The 18,877-nt window shown below is 65.9% G+C and carries 20 protein-coding genes; 15 read left to right on the forward strand and 5 right to left on the reverse strand.

Translation table 11 applies throughout. The annotated features are described in order from the left end of the window. Positions 1–45: 45 nt before the first annotated feature. Complete coding sequence (locus tag ACQP2U_RS12290) at positions 46–1,314, forward strand: adenosylmethionine--8-amino-7-oxononanoate transaminase (RefSeq protein ID WP_433714770.1); 1,269 nt, start codon at positions 46–48, stop codon at positions 1,312–1,314. 4 nt (positions 1,315–1,318) lie between these two features. Here the strand turns inward: ACQP2U_RS12290 and ACQP2U_RS12295 are convergent, their stop codons facing one another. Beyond that, positions 1,319–1,639, reverse strand: coding sequence for a hypothetical protein (locus ACQP2U_RS12295; RefSeq protein ID WP_433714771.1), 321 nt, complete (start codon positions 1,637–1,639; stop codon positions 1,319–1,321). Positions 1,640–1,772: 133 nt separating this feature from the next. Here ACQP2U_RS12295 and ACQP2U_RS12300 point away from each other — a divergent pair, with 133 nt between their 5' ends. The 8 genes from ACQP2U_RS12300 (at position 1,773) to ACQP2U_RS12335 (ending at position 11,169) form a co-directional block, all read left to right on the forward strand. After that, positions 1,773–2,921, forward strand: coding sequence for an 8-amino-7-oxononanoate synthase (locus tag ACQP2U_RS12300; protein ID WP_433714772.1), 1,149 nt, complete (start codon positions 1,773–1,775; stop codon positions 2,919–2,921). Further along, positions 2,918–3,595: a dethiobiotin synthase gene (bioD, locus tag ACQP2U_RS12305; RefSeq protein WP_433714773.1), complete on the forward strand. Its 678-nt coding sequence runs from the start codon at positions 2,918–2,920 to the stop codon at positions 3,593–3,595. Before ACQP2U_RS12300 ends, bioD begins: the two co-directional genes overlap by 4 nt. A 378-nt stretch (positions 3,596–3,973) precedes the next feature. Further along, a complete protein-coding gene (locus ACQP2U_RS12310; protein WP_433714774.1) occupies positions 3,974–5,140 on the forward strand; it encodes an alpha/beta fold hydrolase in 1,167 nt (388 codons plus the stop codon). A 78-nt stretch (positions 5,141–5,218) separates the two neighbouring features. Continuing rightward, complete coding sequence (locus ACQP2U_RS12315; protein WP_433714775.1) at positions 5,219–6,307, forward strand: ABC transporter substrate-binding protein; 1,089 nt, start codon at positions 5,219–5,221, stop codon at positions 6,305–6,307. A gap of 2 nt (positions 6,308–6,309) precedes the next feature. Beyond that, the gene (locus ACQP2U_RS12320) at positions 6,310–7,176 is read left to right on the forward strand and encodes an ABC transporter permease (RefSeq protein WP_433714776.1); all 867 of its coding nucleotides are present in this window, start codon (positions 6,310–6,312) and stop codon (positions 7,174–7,176) included. Continuing rightward, complete coding sequence (locus ACQP2U_RS12325) at positions 7,152–7,901, forward strand: ABC transporter ATP-binding protein (protein ID WP_433714777.1); 750 nt, start codon at positions 7,152–7,154, stop codon at positions 7,899–7,901. The genes ACQP2U_RS12320 and ACQP2U_RS12325 overlap by 25 nt, the downstream gene beginning before the upstream one ends. After that, positions 7,898–9,238, forward strand: a complete 1,341-nt coding sequence (locus ACQP2U_RS12330; protein WP_433714778.1) for an LLM class flavin-dependent oxidoreductase — start codon at positions 7,898–7,900, stop codon at positions 9,236–9,238. Before ACQP2U_RS12325 ends, ACQP2U_RS12330 begins: the two co-directional genes overlap by 4 nt. Before the next feature lie 719 nt (positions 9,239–9,957). Then, positions 9,958–11,169, forward strand: a complete 1,212-nt coding sequence (locus ACQP2U_RS12335; protein WP_433714779.1) for an MFS transporter — start codon at positions 9,958–9,960, stop codon at positions 11,167–11,169. A gap of 112 nt (positions 11,170–11,281) precedes the next feature. On the opposite strand, the gene ACQP2U_RS12340 is transcribed toward ACQP2U_RS12335, so the two are convergent. Both ACQP2U_RS12340 and ACQP2U_RS12345 read right to left on the reverse strand, forming a co-directional pair. Then, the gene (locus ACQP2U_RS12340) at positions 11,282–11,830 is read right to left on the reverse strand and encodes a maleylpyruvate isomerase family mycothiol-dependent enzyme (RefSeq protein ID WP_433714780.1); all 549 of its coding nucleotides are present in this window, start codon (positions 11,828–11,830) and stop codon (positions 11,282–11,284) included. After that, a complete protein-coding gene (locus tag ACQP2U_RS12345; RefSeq protein ID WP_433714781.1) occupies positions 11,827–12,801 on the reverse strand; it encodes a sigma-70 family RNA polymerase sigma factor in 975 nt (324 codons plus the stop codon). Before ACQP2U_RS12345 ends, ACQP2U_RS12340 begins: the two co-directional genes overlap by 4 nt. A 155-nt stretch (positions 12,802–12,956) precedes the next feature. On the opposite strand from ACQP2U_RS12345, the gene ACQP2U_RS12350 reads away from it, so the two are divergent. Further along, positions 12,957–14,378, forward strand: a complete 1,422-nt coding sequence (locus ACQP2U_RS12350; RefSeq protein WP_433714782.1) for a DHA2 family efflux MFS transporter permease subunit — start codon at positions 12,957–12,959, stop codon at positions 14,376–14,378. Between the two features lie 108 nt (positions 14,379–14,486). Here ACQP2U_RS12350 and ACQP2U_RS12355 read toward each other — a convergent pair whose 3' ends face one another. Together ACQP2U_RS12355 and ACQP2U_RS12360 are read right to left on the reverse strand one after the other, a co-directional pair. Next, positions 14,487–15,095: a nucleotidyltransferase domain-containing protein gene (locus ACQP2U_RS12355; RefSeq protein WP_433714783.1), complete on the reverse strand. Its 609-nt coding sequence runs from the start codon at positions 15,093–15,095 to the stop codon at positions 14,487–14,489. A gap of 77 nt (positions 15,096–15,172) precedes the next feature. After that, positions 15,173–15,757 (reverse strand): TetR/AcrR family transcriptional regulator C-terminal domain-containing protein, encoded by a 585-nt coding sequence (locus ACQP2U_RS12360; RefSeq protein ID WP_433714784.1) that lies wholly within the window; start codon positions 15,755–15,757, stop codon positions 15,173–15,175. Positions 15,758–15,936: 179 nt separating this feature from the next. On the opposite strand from ACQP2U_RS12360, the gene bioB reads away from it, so the two are divergent. The 5 genes from bioB to ACQP2U_RS12385 all read left to right on the forward strand — a co-directional run bounded on the left by bioB (position 15,937) and on the right by ACQP2U_RS12385 (position 18,874). Next, positions 15,937–16,950 carry a biotin synthase BioB gene (gene bioB / locus ACQP2U_RS12365; protein WP_433714785.1) on the forward strand — a complete coding sequence of 338 codons (1,014 nt, stop codon included), beginning with the start codon at positions 15,937–15,939 and terminating at the stop codon, positions 16,948–16,950. A 37-nt stretch (positions 16,951–16,987) separates the two neighbouring features. Continuing rightward, entirely contained in the window at positions 16,988–17,203 is a 216-nt protein-coding gene (locus ACQP2U_RS12370) for a hypothetical protein (RefSeq protein WP_397039596.1), read from the forward strand. Continuing rightward, on the forward strand, positions 17,203–17,928 hold the full coding sequence (locus ACQP2U_RS12375; RefSeq protein WP_433714786.1) for a DUF2567 domain-containing protein: 726 nt from the start codon (positions 17,203–17,205) through the stop codon (positions 17,926–17,928). The genes ACQP2U_RS12370 and ACQP2U_RS12375 overlap by 1 nt, the downstream gene beginning before the upstream one ends. Positions 17,929–18,020: 92 nt before the next feature. Then, complete coding sequence (locus tag ACQP2U_RS12380) at positions 18,021–18,554, forward strand: DUF1353 domain-containing protein (protein ID WP_433714787.1); 534 nt, start codon at positions 18,021–18,023, stop codon at positions 18,552–18,554. A gap of 137 nt (positions 18,555–18,691) precedes the next feature. Next, positions 18,692–18,874 (forward strand): hypothetical protein, encoded by a 183-nt coding sequence (locus ACQP2U_RS12385; protein ID WP_433714788.1) that lies wholly within the window; start codon positions 18,692–18,694, stop codon positions 18,872–18,874. Positions 18,875–18,877 lie beyond the last annotated feature (3 nt).

An 18,877-nucleotide genomic window follows, 5' to 3' on the forward strand; every position in this document is an offset into this window, starting at 1 on the left:
ACCGTTCAAGCCCTACTGGGCTGTCACGCGACCGCGAGGAATCCTGTGGCATTGAGTTCCGACGAGATCACCGCCATCGACGCCGAACATGTCTGGCATCCCTATGGCGGCTTTCCCGCGACGACCGAACCGCTGGTGGTTTCGGGTGCTTCCGGTACCAGGCTCACGCTCGCCGACGGTCGGGAATTGGTCGACGGAATGAGTTCATGGTGGGCCGCGATCCACGGTTATCGGCATCCGGATCTGGATGCCGCGCTGGTGGCGCAGTCGCAGCGAATGAGTCATGTGATGTTCGGCGGACTCACCCATGAACCGGCGGCTCGGCTGGCCGCATTGCTCGTCGAGCTGACGCCCGCAGGTCTGGACAAGGTATTCCTGTGTGACTCCGGCTCGGTATCGGTCGAGGTCGCGGTCAAGATGTGCCTGCAGTACTGGCGCGCGGCGGGTAAGCCGGACAAGCGGCGGCTGCTCACCTGGCGCGGCGGGTATCACGGCGATACGTTCACGCCGATGAGCGTGTGCGATCCACAGGGCGGCATGCACGCACTGTGGACCGATGTGCTCGCCGAGCAGATCTTCGCCCCGGCCCCGCCGCTCGAGTATTCGGCCGCGTATGTGGCCGAATTCGAGCAGCTGCTGGCCGCCCATGCCGATGAACTCGCGGCCGTCGTCGTTGAGCCGGTCGTGCAAGGTGCCGGTGGGATGCGCTGGCACGATCCGCGGTATCTGATCGATTTGCGTCGCCTCAGCGATGAGTACGGGGTGCTGTTGGTCTTCGATGAGATCGCGACCGGATTCGGGCGCACCGGAGCGCTTTTCGCGGCCGATCACGTCGGGGTGAGTCCGGATGTGATGTGTGTCGGCAAGTCGCTCACCGGTGGGTATCTGACCTTGGCTGCCGCGTTGTGCACGTCCCGGATCGCGGAGACCATCAGCGCCGAGCACGGCGGGCTGATGCATGGTCCGACCTTCATGGGTAACCCGCTGGCCTGCGCGGTTGCCGTCGCCTCGATCGAACTACTGCTGCGACGGGATTGGCGCGCCGAGGTGACTCGGATCGAATCGGAACTGGAAACCGGTCTGGCCCCGGCGCGTTCGCTTCCCGGGGTAGCGGATGTACGGGTGCTCGGAGCGATCGGGGTTGTGCAACTCGACCATCCGGTGGATATGCGCAAGGCCACCCACGCCGCTGTAGAAGCGGGTGTCTGGCTGCGTCCCTTCCGCGATCTGATCTACACCATGCCGCCCTTCATCAGCTCGACCGAGGACATCGAACGCATCACCGCCGGTATGGTCGCCGCCGCTCAGGCCTGATGCGTCACGCGCGTTTGCGGGTGCTGTGTTCGGTTCCCGCGCTCTCGGGACGGTCTGTGTCGGAGACTATCTCCCAGACTCGGAAGACGCAGTGGTAGTCGTCGGCCCAACCGCGGGCGATCAACAGGTAGTTATCGCCGTCGCGCAGCAGAATCCTCCGACCCGGAAGTCGCGGATGCTGCGGGGTGAATGTGGGCACCAGCGAATGCAATTTGGTCACGGCCTGTTCGCGAGTGCCGACCACCTCCGCCAGTACCCGCGGCGACCAGCGTTTGTGATCGCCGGAACCTGTTGTCTCTTCGACGACTATCGCCCACCGTGGCATTCGGCCCTACTCCCTTTGGCGGAAATGCCGCGCCACCGTTGGTCGGTGGCGACCTTCAACGATTGGCTCCTACGGTACCAGTACCCGACCCGGGGCAGGCGCCCTGAACGGTGTTCAAGTATGCTGCGGAGCTGTGACTACCGATCCGTTGGGCTGGCTTGACGAACGCGCCGCCGAGCGCGTGCGCGTCGGGTTGCGCCGTGAGTTGCGACCGCGTGCGGCACAGTCGCCGTCGATCGACCTCGCCTCCAATGACTACCTGGGGCTGGTGCGTCATCCGGAGGTGATCGAGGGCGCGATCGATGCCGTGCGCCGCTGGGGTACCGGGTCGACCGGATCCCGGCTCGTCACCGGCACCACCGCCGAACACGAGCAACTCGAGACCGAACTCGCCGAATTCGTCGGTGCCGAGGCGGGTTTGGTCTTCGCCTCCGGCTACGCCGCCAATCTTGGGGCAGTGACCGCGCTCGCCGGGCGGGGTGCGCTGATCGTCTCCGATGCGGGCAGTCACGCTTCGCTCGTGGATGCCTGCCGACTCTCGCGCTCGCGCGTGGAGATCGCCGCGCATTGCGATGTCGAGGCGGTCGAGCGGTTGCTGGCCGAGCGGAGCGAGGAAAGGGCACTGGTACTTACCGATTCCGTATTCAGCGCCGACGGGGATCTGGCGCCGCTGGCCGAGTTGCATCGCGTTACCCGCGCGAATGGCGCGGTTCTGATCGTGGATGAGGCACATGGGCTCGGTGTGCGCGGCAATGGTGGGCGCGGGCTGGTGCACGAGGTCGGATTGGCCGGGGAGCCGGATCTCGTGGTCACCGCGACGCTGTCGAAAGCCCTTGCCGCACAAGGTGGCGTGGTCTTGGCGAGCGAGCGGGTGCGTGCGCACCTGATCGATGCGGCGCGCACGTTCATTTTCGATACCGGGCTCGCACCGGCGGCGGTCGGTGCGGCGCGGGCGGCGCTGCGGGTGTTGCGTGGAGAGCCCGAGCTGGCTGGTCGGGTGTTGCAGCGGGCCGCCGATATCGCACGCATTGCCGATGTGGCGGAACCGGATTCTGCGGTTGTCTCGGTGGTGCTCGGCCAGGCGCAGGTCGCCTATGACGCCGCGCAGGCATGCCGCGAACGTGGGCTCGACGTGGGTTGCTTCCGCCCACCGACGGTGCCCGAGGGAACATCGCGGCTGCGGCTCACCGCGCGGGCGAATCTGAACTCCGATGAACTCGACACCATCGCAACGGTTCTCGGCGAGGTGCTGGCGCAGGCGCGTGGATTGGTGAGCGCATGAGTGTGCTGTTCGTGACCGGTACCTCGACGGAGGTCGGCAAGACCGTAGTGACCGCCGCGATTGCCGCGGCCGCGCTGGCCGCCGATCGATCGGTGGCAGTGTGCAAACCGGCCCAAACCGGTGTGGCACCGGGCGAACCCGGCGACCTCGCCGAAGTCGAACGCCTCACCGGTGTGACGAGAACGGTCGAGATTACCCGCTATCCCGATCCGCTGGCGCCGGATACCGCCGCGCGTCGATGCGGGCAGCCGCTATTGACGCTGAGTGAAACCGCCGCCGCCATCGACTCACTCGCCGATGCGGATCTGACCTTGGTGGAAGGGGCAGGCGGGTTGTTGGTCCGGCTCGGCGAATTCACACTGCTCGAGTTGGCGCAGAAGCTCGATGTCCCGGTGCTCGTTGTCGCCGCGGCGGGGCTGGGGACCCTCAACCACAGCGAATTGACCACGCGCGCGCTTTCCTCCGCCGGAGTGCGCTGTGCCGGGCTGGTAATCGGCTCATGGCCCGGTTCGCCGGGACTTGCCGAAGAGTGCAATCGCACTGATCTGCCCCGGGTTACCGGAGTCGACGTGGTCGGTGCGGTGCCTGCGGGTGCGGGTGCTTGGGATCGCGCGCGCTTCTCCGCCGCGGCACCCGGTTGGTTCACTCCCGGTTGGTCTGCGCTCAGCCGGTAGGTCTGCGCGACGGCCCGCTTTCTCAGGAGATGCATCGACCGGCAGCCGAGCGTATCGGCGGTGCGGTGGCCCGTGAGCTGCGTCGACGACGGCACCCGAATCAGCGCCGGCCACAACGGCGTCCCCCCCTGCCAGAACGAGCTCGGCTGGAGCATCTCACTCGGCAAACTCGCCGAACCCGGCGAACTCGCAACGACCGTCACCGGCACGGCTCAATGCTGGACGCAGGCACCGAATTCCAGCGCTCGAGCTGTGTGCGGTCCGCGCCAGCTCGACCTGCTGGTCGCGATTTCTCGGCGAACATGATCGGCTCCGGCTCGGCGATCGCCGTGCGCACCCGCCTGGCAGCACTCGCGAACCGTACCTACAGTGGAATAGATGTCGCCGTTGGACGATCGGCACCCGTCCACCGTCTCGGACTGGGATGACGCGCGACGGAGGGCCCGGCTTCGGGAGACTCGTCTCGGGCACGGGTGGCAGACGTTGCGCCGAACCAGCTTGGCGCTGCTGCGGGTCGCCTTGATATTGCTCGCCGGGCTGATCGTGTTCGCCCAGTACTGGGTGCACGATGTCACCCCGGAACGCGATCGGCTCGCGCGCACCGAACCCGCCGTGTTGCCGATCGCCACCCCCGCGCACGATCGCGACTGGGACACCGTCGTCGTCGATATGGTCGGACTAGGCGGCCTCAACGCCAGCAATACCGCGGCCGCGCTGCCCGCCCTCAGTGATATGGGCGTGGTCTGGGCCATCAAATATGACAATCAAGGTATCGACACCAAGGTGATCGCGGATCTGATCATCCGCGCCGCTCAGATGTCGGGGCTGAAGAATATTGTGCTGGTGGGACACAGTATGGGCGGGGTTATCGCGCTGGAGGTCGCACGGCATATCCACCTCGACAGCGATCTGCGCCTGGCGGGAGTGATCCTGGACTGCACACCGGTGGATTTGAATGCGGTGCGTCCGGAAAGTCGCGGTGCGGGCGAGGATATGGTGCGCTGGATGGGCTGGCTGCCGGGGGCTCGGGAGAGCCGATCGTTGCGGCTGGCGGTCGAAACGTATGCGCGCCGTGACCGGTTCGTCGATCGCGGTGCCACCGGGTTGCCCGGGGTCCGGCTCGAGCCATTGCGCGATGTCATCGAAGAAGTGTTGCGCGAGAAGGTCTTCTCCACAGACGCGGCCAGCAACGGCCTGATCGAAACACAGTTCCTCGCCATCGTGGCGGGAGGTGCGATCAACGATCTGCGCGCGCTGTCACGGCCAGCCGAGGGTAAACCGCGCCCGGCCGTCGTCTTCATCCGCCCACGCAATCCGGATAACGACACGGTGGTCGACGTCGAGTACTCCCATCAGGTGCTCATCGAACGGGCCGGTGGCGTCGACGGCTCACTGCTGGTCGTTATGCCGCGAAATACCGGGCACGCCAATCCGATGCAGCGCCCCGAGGAGTACAACAAGATCATCGACCAGCAGATCCTGCCGTTCATTCAGCGGTATCAGGAGCAGATGCGCGCGACGGTGTCCGCAGCGGCGCCGCGCTGAGGGATGGCAGGCCGCGGGGTTGGAATCACGTCAAGGCAAACCGTATTCGTGTCGGTTTCGTCTTGATTCAATCACCACATGTTCCGACCACGTACGTTCCTGACCGGCCTGCGCGGCCGCACAATCGCCGCCTTGCTCGCTGCGGCGACCGTTGCGAGCTTGGGTGTGACCGGCTGCGCGAGCGACGATACGCCGGTCGGTAAGACCGATGCGCCGCTGCCCACCGACATCCCAGCTGGCACCAAACTCGTACTCGCCGACCAGCAGGAGCGCTTCAAGTCGGTACTCCAGTTCTCCGGTGAGCTCGACAAGCTGCCGTTCAAGGTGGAATTCGCCAATTTCGTCGGCGGACCGGCCATTCTGGAGGCATTCCGTGCTGGCGCCGCCGATGTCGCGACCGTCGGTGATGTTCCGCCGATCCATGCGCAGGTCGCCGGGCAGGACGTGCCGATCATCGCGGCTTACCAATCCAATCCCAGCGCATTGAAACTCGCGGTGGCGCCGGGCAAGACGGCCACCACGCTGGCCGATCTCAAAGGGAAGAAGGTCGCCTACGCGGAGGGCACCGCCCAAGAGGCCGCGGTGCTGCGCGCGATCGCCAAGGCCGGGCTGAAACCCACTGATGTCCAGCTGGTTCGGCTGCAGCTCGCGGAATTCCTGGACGCGGTGCGCACGGGTCAGGTGGATATCGCTCCGCTCGCCGAGCCGAATGTCACTCGGCTGCTGCGCACACCGGGTGCGTCACTGATCCCGGATTCGGAAACCACTGGCATCTACGGTGGTGTCGGCTATCTTTACGCGCGCCGCGCCGCAGTGACCGATCCGGCCAAGGCGGCCGCGACCAGGGCGGTGGTCGCCGCCTATATTCGCGCCTACCAGTGGGTCAATTCCCACCAGGAGGAGTGGGCCCGCAAGTACTACGTCGAGAGCCAGAAGGTCAGCGCCGATGATGCCAAACGCATCGTCGACTCGCTCGGTACCTACACCTTCCCTCATCTGGATCAGCAACTCATCGATCGCCAGCAGGGCACCATCGACGCGATCGACAAGGCGGGCGAACTGCCCAAGAAGGTGCGCGCCGCGGACGGTTTCGATCTGCGCTTCGATGCCGTCGTCACCCAGGCCGTCACTGAGAGCGGCGCCGCATTCGAACCGAAGGCGAAATAACCATGGCCACCCTGGATGTCGGCGTACTCGGCCGGATCAGACAAGATTCGCGGACCACCGCTGAGCCGGTATTGGCCCGCCGCAAATCGACTCGTCCGAGGCTCGGACCGGGCCGTCCGATTCCGCTGGGCGTCGCCATCGGACCCGTGCTGCTGATCGCGGCATGGGTGATCGGTTCCGCCACGGGCGCACTGGATGAGCAGACACTGCCCGCGCCGTGGACGGTCGCCGAGACCGCACGCGATCTGCTGGCCGATGGCAGATTGCAGTCGAATCTGCTCACCTCGCTGAAACGCGCGGCCTGGGGTCTCGGCCTCGGCGTGGTGATCGGTGTACTGCTCGCCTTGATCGCCGGATTGAGCCGCGTCGGTGAAGCTCTGCTGGACGGGCCGATTCAAATCAAACGCTCGATCCCCACGCTCGCGCTGATCCCGCTGTTCATCGTGTGGTTCGGCATCGGTGAGGAAATGAAGCTCATCGTCATCACGACCAGTGTGGCGATTCCGATCTACATCAATACCCACGCCCAACTGCGCGGTGTCGACAGCCGGTATGTGGAATTGGCCGCTACGGTGGGGCTTTCGCGGTGGGGTTTCATTCGCCGTATCGCGCTGCCCGCTTCGCTGCCCGGATTCTTCACCGGCTTGCGCTTGGCGGTCACCATCTCCTGGCTCGCATTGGTCGTGGTCGAACAGGTGAATGCCACCAGCGGCATCGGCTATCTGATGACGCAGGCGCGCACCTACGGCCAGATCGACGTCATCGTCGTCGGCTTGGTGATCTACGGCCTACTCGGACTGTTCGGCGATCTCGCCGTGCGGGCGACGGAACGGAGGGCGCTGTCATGGCGGCAGACGATCGCGGACTGAATGTGGTCCGAACCCGCGGGCTGCGTAGGGGTTTCGGCGATCGCGTTGTGCTGCACGGTATCGATCTCGATATCGCGCGCGGTGAATTCGTCGCCCTTCTCGGTCGCAGTGGTTCGGGTAAGAGCACCTTGCTGCGCGCGTTGGCCGAGCTGGATCGCGATGTGCTCGGCTCGGGTGAGTTGCGGGTGCCGACGGAACGTGCGGTGGTGTTCCAGGATTCGCGGCTGCTGCCGTGGAATCGGGTGCTGGACAATGTGACTCTCGGCCTGAAGGGTGACGATGCCGCAGAGCGCGGTCGCACGGCTTTGGCCGAGGTTGGACTCGCTGGGCGAGAATCTGCCTGGCCCAAGGAACTTTCCGGAGGTGAGCAGCAGCGCGTCGCCTTGGCGCGATCGCTGGTCAGGGAGCCGGAGTTGCTGCTGGCCGATGAGCCCTTCGGTGCGTTGGACGCGCTGACCCGCATCAAAATGCATGTGCTGCTGCAGGATCTGTGCGCCAGACACAAACCAGCGGTTTTGTTGGTCACTCACGATGTCGATGAGGCGGTGCTGCTCGCCGACCGCGTGCTCGTCCTCGATGAGGGACGCATCGCCGTCGATCAGCGCATCGACCTGGAACGTCCACGTCGCCATATCGATCCGGACTTCAACCGCCTGCGTGAACTGCTGCTCGCCAGCCTCGGCGTCGATGTCGCGGCCATGCACGATGAGAAGAAAGCCTCATGACCCGCCAACTCAGCCTCAATGCGTTCATCTACCCCTCCGGACATCATGAGGCGGCTTGGCGGCATCCGCAGAGCCGACCCGACCGGATCTACGATGTCGCCTACTACCAGGAGATCGGTCGCACGGCCGAAGCCGCGAAACTCGACGCGGTGTTCTTCGCCGACGGGCCAGCACTGCGCACCAATGTCGAACACAATGCGGCCTCCGGTCTGGAACCGATCACTCTGCTCACCGCGATCGCGACGGCCACCACCCATCTCGGTCTGATCGCCACCGCATCGACCACCTACTACGAGCCATACAACCTGGCAAGGCTGTTCTCCACGCTGGATCACATCTCCGGTGGGCGGGCGGGCTGGAATATCGTCACCACCGGAACCGACCTCGCGGCAGCGAACTTCGGGCTCGACAAACATCCCGATCACGCGACGCGGTATGCGCGAGCGCGGGAATTCGTCGACGCGGTCGTCGCGCTGTGGGACAGCTGGGAGGACGACGCCATCCTGTTGGACCAGCAGGCGGGCATCTACGCCGATCCGGACAAGATCCATCCGATCGACTTCGTCGGCGAATACCTCAGTGTGCGTGGTCCGTTCAATGCGCCGCGTACCCCGCAGGGGCATCCGGTGCTGGTACAGGCCGGTGCGTCGAATGACGGCCGGGCCTTCGCGGGCCGGTACGCCGAGGCGATCTTCACCGCGCACCAGCGCCTGGAGGATGCGCAAGCGTTCTATGCCGATATCAAGGCCAAGGCCGCCGAATTCGGCCGGGACGCCGAACAGATCAAGATCCTGCCCGGTATCAGCCCATTCATCGGTGACACCGAAGCGGCCGCGAAACAGTTGGAGCGGGAGTTCAACGAGCTCACCGTGCCGGAGTACGGGCTGAAACAATTGGAGGGCATCGCGGGTGAGAGCCTGCGGCATCTGCCGCTGGATGAACCGGTGCCGCTCGAGTTGTTCAGCGACGCGGGCGATGTGACCGATAACGAGCGCAGCCGTCGGCAGGTGGTCGCCGGGATCGTGCAGCGGGAACGGCCCACTGTGCGCGGACTGCTGCACCGTCTCGCCGGTGCCCGCGGCCATCGGGTCTTCGCCGGTACACCGGAGCAGGTCGCCGACACCATCGAGGAATGGTTCCGCAACGGCGCCGCCGACGGTTTCAACATAATGCCGCCCTACTATCCGGGTGGTCTGGAGGTCTTCGCCGAGCAGGTCGTCCCGATTCTGCAGCGGCGCGGGCTGTTCCGCACTGAATACACCGGAACCACATTGCGTGACCACTTCGGTCTGCCACGACCGCAGAGCCGGTACGCCCGGCGACCGGCACTCGCGTAGTGAGCGGCTGTATCCGGCCGTATCGAGCCCGGATCGGCATCGTCGGGCCCGATCGCACCGGGCAAGACGGCGCAACCATGGGTGTCGGCCGGATTACGGCGGCGGATCGTAGTGCTGCATGAGCTTTCGGAGTGAGCGACCTGACCTATGCCCTCGGGCGCAGTTAGAGCTCATGTATGTCGGCATCGTTCTCGTCTTCGGTCACCCGCATCTCGACCCGCTGCCGCTCGGTGCCCAGCGGCATCGACATGTGCGGAAGCCACGCATCGATGATCACGATCAGCTCGGCGAACCGCTCGGGCAGCGGCTTGTTGCTCCTGTCCGAGTTCAGTCGCCGCGGTGCCCAACGGCGCGGGCACTGTGAGCGAGCGGGGCCGCGGCACAGCCGAATCCGTTCGTCCGCGCTTGCAGGTGTGGACGGTGTTCATGTCGGTGGTGCGCTATGGCGGATTCCGTTCGGCTGCGCTCGGTGGCGTGGATTGTGCGCTTGTGCTGGTTCTGCTCTCGGGGATCGGATTCGGCGCGGCCGCACCGATGTACGCGCTGCGCGCGTCGGGTCTGGGTGCCGTCGGTCGGTGTCACCGTAATGCGGCAGGTATAGCAGGGAGCGGTTGTCGTGAGGGCGTGTGTTGCATGAGCATTCGGCGTGAGCTAGTTGGCCTGTGCCGTCGGGCACGGGCCCATTCGCGCCCGCGCCGACTTCATACGGCGTGTGTGCGGTGAGCGAGCGGGTCCGCGCCACAGCGGAATCCGTTGGGCTGCGCTCGCTGTTGTGGACGGTGTTCATGCCTGTGGTGCTCTACGGTATCGGATCCGGCGCGGCCGCACCGATGTATGCGCTGCGGGCACTCGATCTCGGAGCGTCGGCAGGTGTTGCCGGAATTGTCGTCGCACTGAGCGGGTTGGGGATGGTGCTGGCGGACCTGCCTGCCGGGCGGATCGTCGCGCGCATCGGGGAGCGCTGGGCGATTGCCCTCGGTTCGGGGCTCGGTCTGGTCGGGGTGCTGTGCGCGATCTTCGCCCCCGATACCTGGGTGCTGGCGGTCGGTGTGCTGCTCAATGGAACCGCCAGTGCGGTATGGGGTTTGGCGCGACAGTCCTACATCGTTGCCGTGGTGGCGCCGGACGAACGAGGCCGGGCGTTCTCGGCGTTGGCCGGTGCCTCGCGCCTCGGATCGTTCTGCGGGCCGTTCGTCGGGGCCGGAATGGTCTACCTGATGGGGCCGAGCGGTGCCCTGTGGTTGCAGTTCGGCACGACCGTCGTAGCGGGCGCGGCGATGCTCGCCATCGGTTCGGCCGACGGTGACGATATGGACGCCGCTGGTCATACTCTGCGCTCGGTGGTCGTCGAAAACCGGGGGGTGCTGGGCACGCTCGGGCTGGCGGCGCTGTTGATGGGCGGTGCCCGCGCGACCCGCACCGCGCTGCTACCGCTGTGGGCCGCGCACATCGGCGTGAGTGCCGCCGCCACGAGCCTGATATTCGGCGTAGCCGGAGCAATGGACGTGCTGCTGTCCTATCCGGGCGGCATCCTGCTCGATCGGTTCGGCAGCCGCGCCACCGGGGTTCCGTCGATGTTGCTGTTCGGGGTCGGCTTCGCGGCGCTTCCGTTCACCTCGACGGCACTCGAACTCACCGGTGCCGCAGTACTGCTCGGGCTGGCCAATGGTGTCAGCAACGGCCTTATCATGACCGTCGGCGCCGACGTCGCGCCGCCGGGTCAACGCGCGGAATTCCTCGGTGCCTGGCGGCTGACCCACGACGTAGGCATGTTCGCCGGTCCCATCGCGGTCGGCTTTATCAGCGCCGCAACAGTTCTCGGTGCCTCCGTGCTCGTCATCGCCGCAGCGGTATTCGCAGGCGCCGTCGCCATGCACCGCTGGTTCCCCGGCACCTACCCCGTCCTTGCTCGCAGACGCACCCCGGACTGACTGAGCGCCTGCACCGCTCATGGCACACACTCAGTGAATGTCTCGCAGAGGTCGCACGTTCTGCGAGGATTTCGCTCGATATGCGAGGCCCTGCACCGACGGGCGGGGTAGCTCAGGTCGTTCGGCGAGTTCGGCCCAGGTAGGCCAGGAGACGGTCGGCCGGGGCAGTGGTCGGCGGTTCGATCGGCGGTCCGAATAGTGGCCACCGATCGGCTATCGGGACGAGTTCCGGTGCCACCATGAGTAGTTCGTGGGCGAGGTCCTCGGGTATCGGCGGGGCACCCGGTGAGCTGGCAGCGAGATCCCAAGCGTGCACCGTCAATTCGAGAGCACCCACGGTCGCGAGAATATGGGTGGGCACCAACCTCCCGAAGACGACCACCGAGCCGGGGTGCTCATTCGCCCAGTCATCGAGCAAGGCCACCGCTCGACTCCGAATATGCAACGTTCCCGCACAGTTCGGCAGCGGTGCGCCTGCTATGACACGAACCTGTCCGCCCGTCAAACCTTCCCGCAGCGCGGCAATCGACTCGTCGACATGCGCGAGCAGCATGCGCGTATTCCAGCCTCGACACGGTGTCGGCGCCGACAGATCGGAACCGGGGTCGGGCAGCACCGACAGCAAATACGCCACCGCCCGCTCGAGCAGGTCATCGCTCATGGCAATACCGGCTCGGGCCACTCGGCCGCCACCAATGACGTGGGCAGTCCGAACGCCGCGAACATCGAGCTGTCGTGATAGGAGACGACATGTGCGACGCCGGTCGGGGTCACCGTGAGGATTTGCAGCGATTGCGCCTGATCGCGCAGGTAGAACGCGAATCCGGGCTGACCGTTCGCGGCGATCGGCACCATCCGGACCTCGCCCGCGCTATACGGACACTTCGACCGAACCAGTTCCACGATCGTGGTGTTGCCGCGGAACCACTCCTCGATCGGTGGCATCTCCCACACCGCATCCGACCGCAACAGCGTGACGAGCGTATCCATATCGGCGGCTTCGAACGCGGCGGCATAGCGATCCAGCAGCGCGCGGGTTTCGGGGTCGCTCGGTTCGGCCACCGGCGTGTCCGGCTCCAGTTCCGCGAGCGCGGCATGCGCGCGCTGCAGCATGCTGTTGACCGCGGCCGCGCTGGTCCCGAGCAGATCGGCGACCTCGGCGGCCTTCCAGTGCAGCACATCTCGCAATATCAGTACCGCACGCTGACGCGGCGGCAGATGCTGCCAGGCGGCGATCAATGCCAGCCGCATACCCTCGCGTGCCGCGACGATGGCCGCCGGATCCGAAGTCTCCGGTGTGACCAGCACATCCGGCATCGGTTGCAGCCACGGGGTTTCCGGCGCGAAGTGAACCGCCCGCGTGGGATCCACGGTCGGCTCGGACAATCCGGTGGGCAGCACGCGGCGTCGGTGCTCGAGTGCATTGAGGCAGGCATTGGTGGCGATCCGGTACAGCCAGGTCCGCATCGAAGCGCGCCCCTCGAAGTCGCCGTATCCGCGCCAGGCCCGCAGCATCGTCTCCTGCACCAGGTCCTCGGCATCGTCGACCGAACCGAGCATCCGATAGCAGTGGGCGAGCAGCTCGCGCCGATACGGAGTGGTACGAGCGGCGAATTCATCGCTGTCGGTCATGTGCTGTCCTTCCGGGCGTCCGTATGGCGGCCCCTCTGAATATCGACCGCCGTACCGCCCAGAACTCATCGGTGCGATGAGTTTCGAGCCGCCCCCGGTCGGTATCTGTGCGTGGTCGAACCATCGGGCACGCCGAAACCACAGGAAGGACCATCGTGAGCACACCGATCGTTTCGGCGGTGACACAGCGCTGGGTGCTGATACTCGGCGCGGTCGCGTCGCTGATGGCGGCACTGGACACCCTGGTCGTCGCCACCGCACTGAGCACTATCCGGCACGACCTCGGGGCGTCGCTGCAGACCCTGGAATGGACCGTCAACGGCTACAACCTCAGCTTCGCCGTCCTGCTGATGACCGCGGCGGTACTCGGCGACCGCTTCGGACGTAAGCGGATGTTCATGGTCGGGCTCGGCATCTTCGTCGCCGCTTCCGCGCTCTGCGCGATATCGACCTCTGTCGCGCTCCTGATCGCCGCGCGCGTACTGCAGGGCATCGGCGCGGCATTGCTCATGAGTCTGGCTTTGGCGCTGGTCAGTGCGGCATTTCCGCCGGAGCGGCGGGGTATGGCCATGGGGCTGCTGCAGGGCATCACCGGGCTCGCGGTCGCGTGTGGTCCGCTGGTCGGCGGGGCCGTCGCGCAGGGGTTGTCGTGGCAATGGATCTTCTGGCTGAATGTGCCGATCGGGCTGCTCGCGTTGCCGCTGGTGGCGGTTCGGGTTCCGGAAGGCTTCGGCCCCGATACCGCGGTGGACGGCACCGGATTGGCACTGGTCACCGGTGGCGCGTTCGGTGTCGTGTGGGGTTTGGTGCGTGGCAATATCGCGGGCTGGTCGAGTTCGGAGGTGCTGATCGCGTTGCTCGGCGGTGTCGCATTACTGATCGCCTTCGCGGTCTGGGAGGCGCGCACACGCGAGCCGATGTTCCCGATGCGGCTATTCGTGAATCGAGGTTTCGCGGCGGGCAATACCGCCATCTTCCTGACCTTCGCGGCTCTGTTCGGCGAGGTATTCTTCTACGCACAGTTCCTGCAGGCGGTGCTGCACTACGACCCACTCGGCGCCGGGTTGCGGCTGCTGCCATGGACTCTCACACTCTTCTTCTGCGCGCCGGTCGCTGGTGCGCTGGCCGATCGGATCGGGGAGCGGCCGTTGATGGTGAGTGGGCTGGCTTTGATGGCAGGCGGCATGTTCTGGATCGCCGTCATCGCCGATCCGGCGATGACCTACGGTTCCTTCGTCGTGCCGTTCATCGTCTCCGGCGTCGGTACCTCGATGGTGCTGCCGTCGGCGCAGAGTTCGGTGGTCGGCGCGGTCGAACACGCGATGCTCGGCAAGGCGGCAGGGGCCAACAGCATGATGCGTGAGCTCGGCGGCGTCTTCGGAATCGCCATCGCGGCAGCGGTTTTCGCCGCGACCGGTGGATATGGTTCGGTAGACGAATTCACCGCCGGATTCGGCCCGGCGATCAAAGTCGGCGCGGCACTTGCCCTACTGGGCGCGGTGGCCGCACTCGCACTGCCTGGACGCAGGGCGGGTCTGGCAGCTGCCGATCTCGAGGCGGCAGCGGTGTCCGTCTGATCGAACGTGGGGCCACGGTGCGCACCCCTTGTGTCAGCCGCACAGCCGGTACCGACAGTGTGCGACTCACCAAGGGCGTGCACGCACTCGTCCGCGGATTGCGGGCCGTTAATCCCTATGTAGCGTAATGCTTTCGAGCCATGGGTGATCGGGGTGGACTCGAGACAGCCACTCGAACAGCCGGACCCGTTGGGACCGATCCATCATGGGTAGCGCACGACGGAAGTCGGCTTCATCCTTCTCGCGGCGCGCCTTCGCCTTGAACAGGAGTGCGACCTCCGGAGTCGCGTACGGAATGCCCTCGCTGGTATGACGAATCAGATCTGCGTAGGGCAGGGTGATCGATGGGTCACGGCGACACACCCATCGATCACCGTCGTGCGGTTCCCGGAACACGTCGAGCCGATAGCGTCCTGTCGCGGGTTCACGTAGCCAGGTCTGATGGAACTGCGCCGCTCTCGCCGGAAACGGCCGGATCCGATCGTCGCTGATCACGTCCCATTCGAAGCCGGGAAAAGCGGCGACAGCTTCGCTGAATCTGCCTTGTGGGACACCGATTTCGAGGTCGCTGTGTTCCCGAGCCTGGCCGCCGGTGAACAGATCCAGTGCCCACCCCGCTGTTACGCACCACGGAACCGTGACACCCGCCAACCGCCGCGCGACTTCGGCAGGCGTCCACGCCGCCCACAGCTTGTCGCATTCCTCGGCCGAAACCACGCGCCCATCGGATGACTCTCCAACATCCGGATCAGGCAGCTGGACGTTCCTTCCAGGCGAGCGCACCGTTGCGGGATTCAGCGTACGCGGGTACCGAGCAGATGACGGACGCCGCCGACGAACAATTGCAGACCGAAGTCGAAACGTGCTGTCGCGTCGGGGGTTTCGTTCAGCGGTGAGGCGTCCTCGGTCAGCGCACCGGCCGAATCCATTTGCATTCTGGACTGCTCGTCCACAGTTTGTCCCAGCACGTAGTACAGCAGCGTGTACGCCGCGAGTTCGGCTTCCGGCCGCGGCATCCCGCCGCGGATCGCCGCACCCACGAGTCGTTCCCGACCCTTGCTCGTGGTGAGTCGGGAGGCATAGGTCGCCGAGACCAATTCCGCGCCGTCGCGATAGGCGAGCAGACAACTGCGCAAGCGATGCGCCAGTTCGGTGATCTGGCCCGACCAGTCCTCGGCCTCGATCGGATCCTCCATCGGGGCCAGAATCCGGTCGGCGACCGCGCCGAGCAACGCCTGTTTATTGGGAAAGTGCCAGTACAGCGCACCGGGCTGGACCTGGAGTGAACCGGCGAGCCTGCGCATCGTCAGGTCGGCGAGACCGTACTGGTCGAGAATGGCGATGGCGCCGTCGACCACGTCCGCACGGTGCAGCTGCACGCTGTTTCCTTCCGCTGTATTCCATTGCGGCATTCCCCAGGCCCTCCATGGTTACGCTCGCTGCCGCCTCCGGGCCCGTCGCTCATGCCGCGCGTGTTTTGACTCACTGTTACCGCTACCCTAGCCTGAACACCGTTCAAGTTGCACGGCCACCTCGGCCGGACGAAGGGATTCGTGCAGTGACCCAGGCACCCGTCCAAACCGATATTCTGGCGACCGCCCGCGAGCAGGTGCTCGAGCGCGGCGAAGGCCTGACCCAGGAGCAGACCCTCGAGGTGCTCCGGCTCGGCGACGACCGGCTAGAGGAACTGCTCGCCCTCGCACACGAGGTGCGCATGAAGTGGTGCGGCCCAGAGGTCGAGGTCGAGGGCATTATCAGCCTCAAGACCGGCGGCTGCCCGGAGGACTGCCACTTCTGCTCGCAGTCGGGTCTGTTCCAGTCGCCCGTGCGTGCCGCCTGGCTCGATATCCCCAGCCTGGTCGAGGCCGCCAAGCAGACCGCCAAGACCGGCGCCACCGAATTCTGCATCGTCGCCGCCGTGCGCGGTCCGGACGAGCGGCTGATGGCGCAGGTCGCGGCCGGTGTCGAGGCCATTCGCAACGAGGTCGACATCCAGGTCGCGTGTTCGCTCGGCATGCTCACCCAGGAGCAGGTCGACCAACTCGCCGCCATGGGCGTGCACCGCTACAACCACAACCTGGAAACCTCCCGTTCGCACTTCCCGAATGTCGTCACCACGCACACTTGGGAAGAGCGCTGGGACACCCTGCGCATGGTGCGCGAAGCCGGTATGGAGGTCTGCTGTGGCGGCATCCTCGGCATGGGCGAAACCCTGGAGCAGCGTGCCGAATTCGCGGCGAATCTGGCCGAACTCGAACCGGACGAGGTGCCGTTGAACTTCCTCAACCCGCGTCCGGGTACCCCATTCGGCGATCTCGAGGTGCTGCCCGCCGCCGACGCGCTGCGTGCCGTCGCCGCATTCCGGCTCGCGTTGCCGCGCACCATGCTGCGCTTCGCGGGCGGTCGCGAGATCACCCTCGGCGACCTGGGCGCCAAACAGGGCATCCTCGGCGGTATCAACGCCGTCATCGTGGGCAACTACCTGACCACCCTCGGTCGACCCGCCGAAGCGGACCTGGATCTGCTCGGCGAGCTGAAGATGCCGATCAAGGCGCTCAACGAAACACTCTGAATCGGTCACGAAAGAGGCTGGCGCCGTGAGTACTGTCATGGATATGGACGAGCGCTACAACCCGTTCACCGGAAAACGCATCGTTGCGGGACTCGACGATCCGGTCCCGGCCGCCGCTGCACTGGGATTGGAACCGCCGCGCTTCTGTGAGCAGTGCGGACGGCGCATGATCGTGCAGGTCAGCCCCGACGGCTGGTGGGCGAAGTGCTCGCGCCACGGTGTGCTGGATTCGAAGAATCTGGAACACCGCTAGTGGCGGCCGAATATGGCGACACCGCGCCGCCCGCATCGGCTCGGCCGGTGGGCGTGCGGCGCGAGCTGCGGGCGGCCGCGCTGATCGCGGTCGGGGTGATACTGCTCAGCGTGCTCGGCGGTGTGGTGTGGGCCTTCGTGGCACCCACCGAGCAGTATCTGGTCGTCAAGGCGCGCGCCGGTGCGGTGCCGGCCAAGGGCGCGGCGCTGACCGGAGAGAGTGTGCACCAGTTCGACGCGCTCGCGATCTTCGTCTGCATCGGCGCGGTGCTGGGCGCGGTGACGGCGATCGGCGTGTGGCGTTGGCGTCGCGTGCGCGGACCGCTGCTGCAATGGGGACTACTGATCGGTTCCGGCGCAGGGGCTTACGTGATGTCGAAGGTCGGCGAGCAGATCATGCAGTGGCAGCATCCGATGCCCTACGACCCCGCGGTCGGCCAGATCGTGCGGCTGCCGGTTGAGGTCGGCAGCTGGCTGGCGCTGATCGTTCAACCGCTGCTCGCCTCGCTGATCGTGCTGTTTCTCGCGGCACTCAGTCCGACAGAGGATCTCGGCTCCGGCTTCAGCGGCCCGTTCGGCGATGCGCGGCCATACGTCACTGCCGCAAGCGGATTCGCGGCCGTCGACAATGCCGATTCGTATCGTGGCGCTGCGAACGGCGGGCCAGTGCCCTACGGTGTGCCTTATGGCGGCTTCGGACCTTCCGGTTCGGATCGCGCGCGCTGACGTTATCCGAACCGTTGCCCACGCGGCGGCACAGACGTACCAGAATGGCCTAGAATTGTGGGACACGCTGTGCGTTCAGAGAGGAACGGATCATGGCGTTCGTCGGTAGCGGACCGGTGGTCGAAGAACTCGACGCGAAATTCTGGCGGGTCGTCGAGCCGCTTGTCTATCACGGTGCCACACAGGAATTCGTCATCCCAGCAGGCTTCCGCACCGACTTCGCTTCGGTGCCACGGGCATTGGTCTGGCTGATACCCCGTTACGGCGCCTACACCCGCGCCGCCATCCTGCACGACTATTTGCGGAGCTCGCACGAGGTGAGCACCGCCGACGCGGACGGCCTTTTCCGCCGCTGCCTGCACGAGTTCAAGGTCTCGATACCGCGCCGGTGGATGATGTGGGCCGCAGTGCGTTTGGGCAGCCGACTGCGCGGAGCCACACTCGGCGATATCGCACGCTTGCTGCTCGTCGCGGTTCCCTCGATTCTGTTCCTGGCGATCCCGGTCGTCGTAGTGCAGGTATTCCTGTGGCTGTTCTGGGTGCTGGAGTTGGTGTTCTGGGCCGCGGCACGCGTCGGACAGCGCACCGCGGCACCACCGCCACAACCTCAGATGAAAACCGCCTGACTGTCCGGTCCGGAACCCGCTTTCTCCCATCCCACCTGCGTATTCGTATGTCCTGATCGAGGTTCGCCTTCGCAGCCGTCTTAATCTCTTGCACACAGGGGGTGTTGCTCCCGCTATCGAAACGCGCAGGAGGACAGATGGAATCGCGTCGGCGACCGTCGCCGAGAACCGTTTTCGCACAACAGTTCGCCGCGCTGTTCGAGGCCGCGGGCAATCCGACGTTGCGCCGAGTGGCGACCGCGGCGCAGGCGCGGATGCGGGCGGCGCGCGCGGCTGGCCAGAATCTGCCTGGGCTCCCGTATCGGCGGCCGTGCGAATAGCTC

This window comes from Nocardia sp. CA-084685, from assembly GCF_050955785.1.
Taxonomy (GTDB): Bacteria; Actinomycetota; Actinomycetes; order Mycobacteriales; family Mycobacteriaceae; genus Nocardia.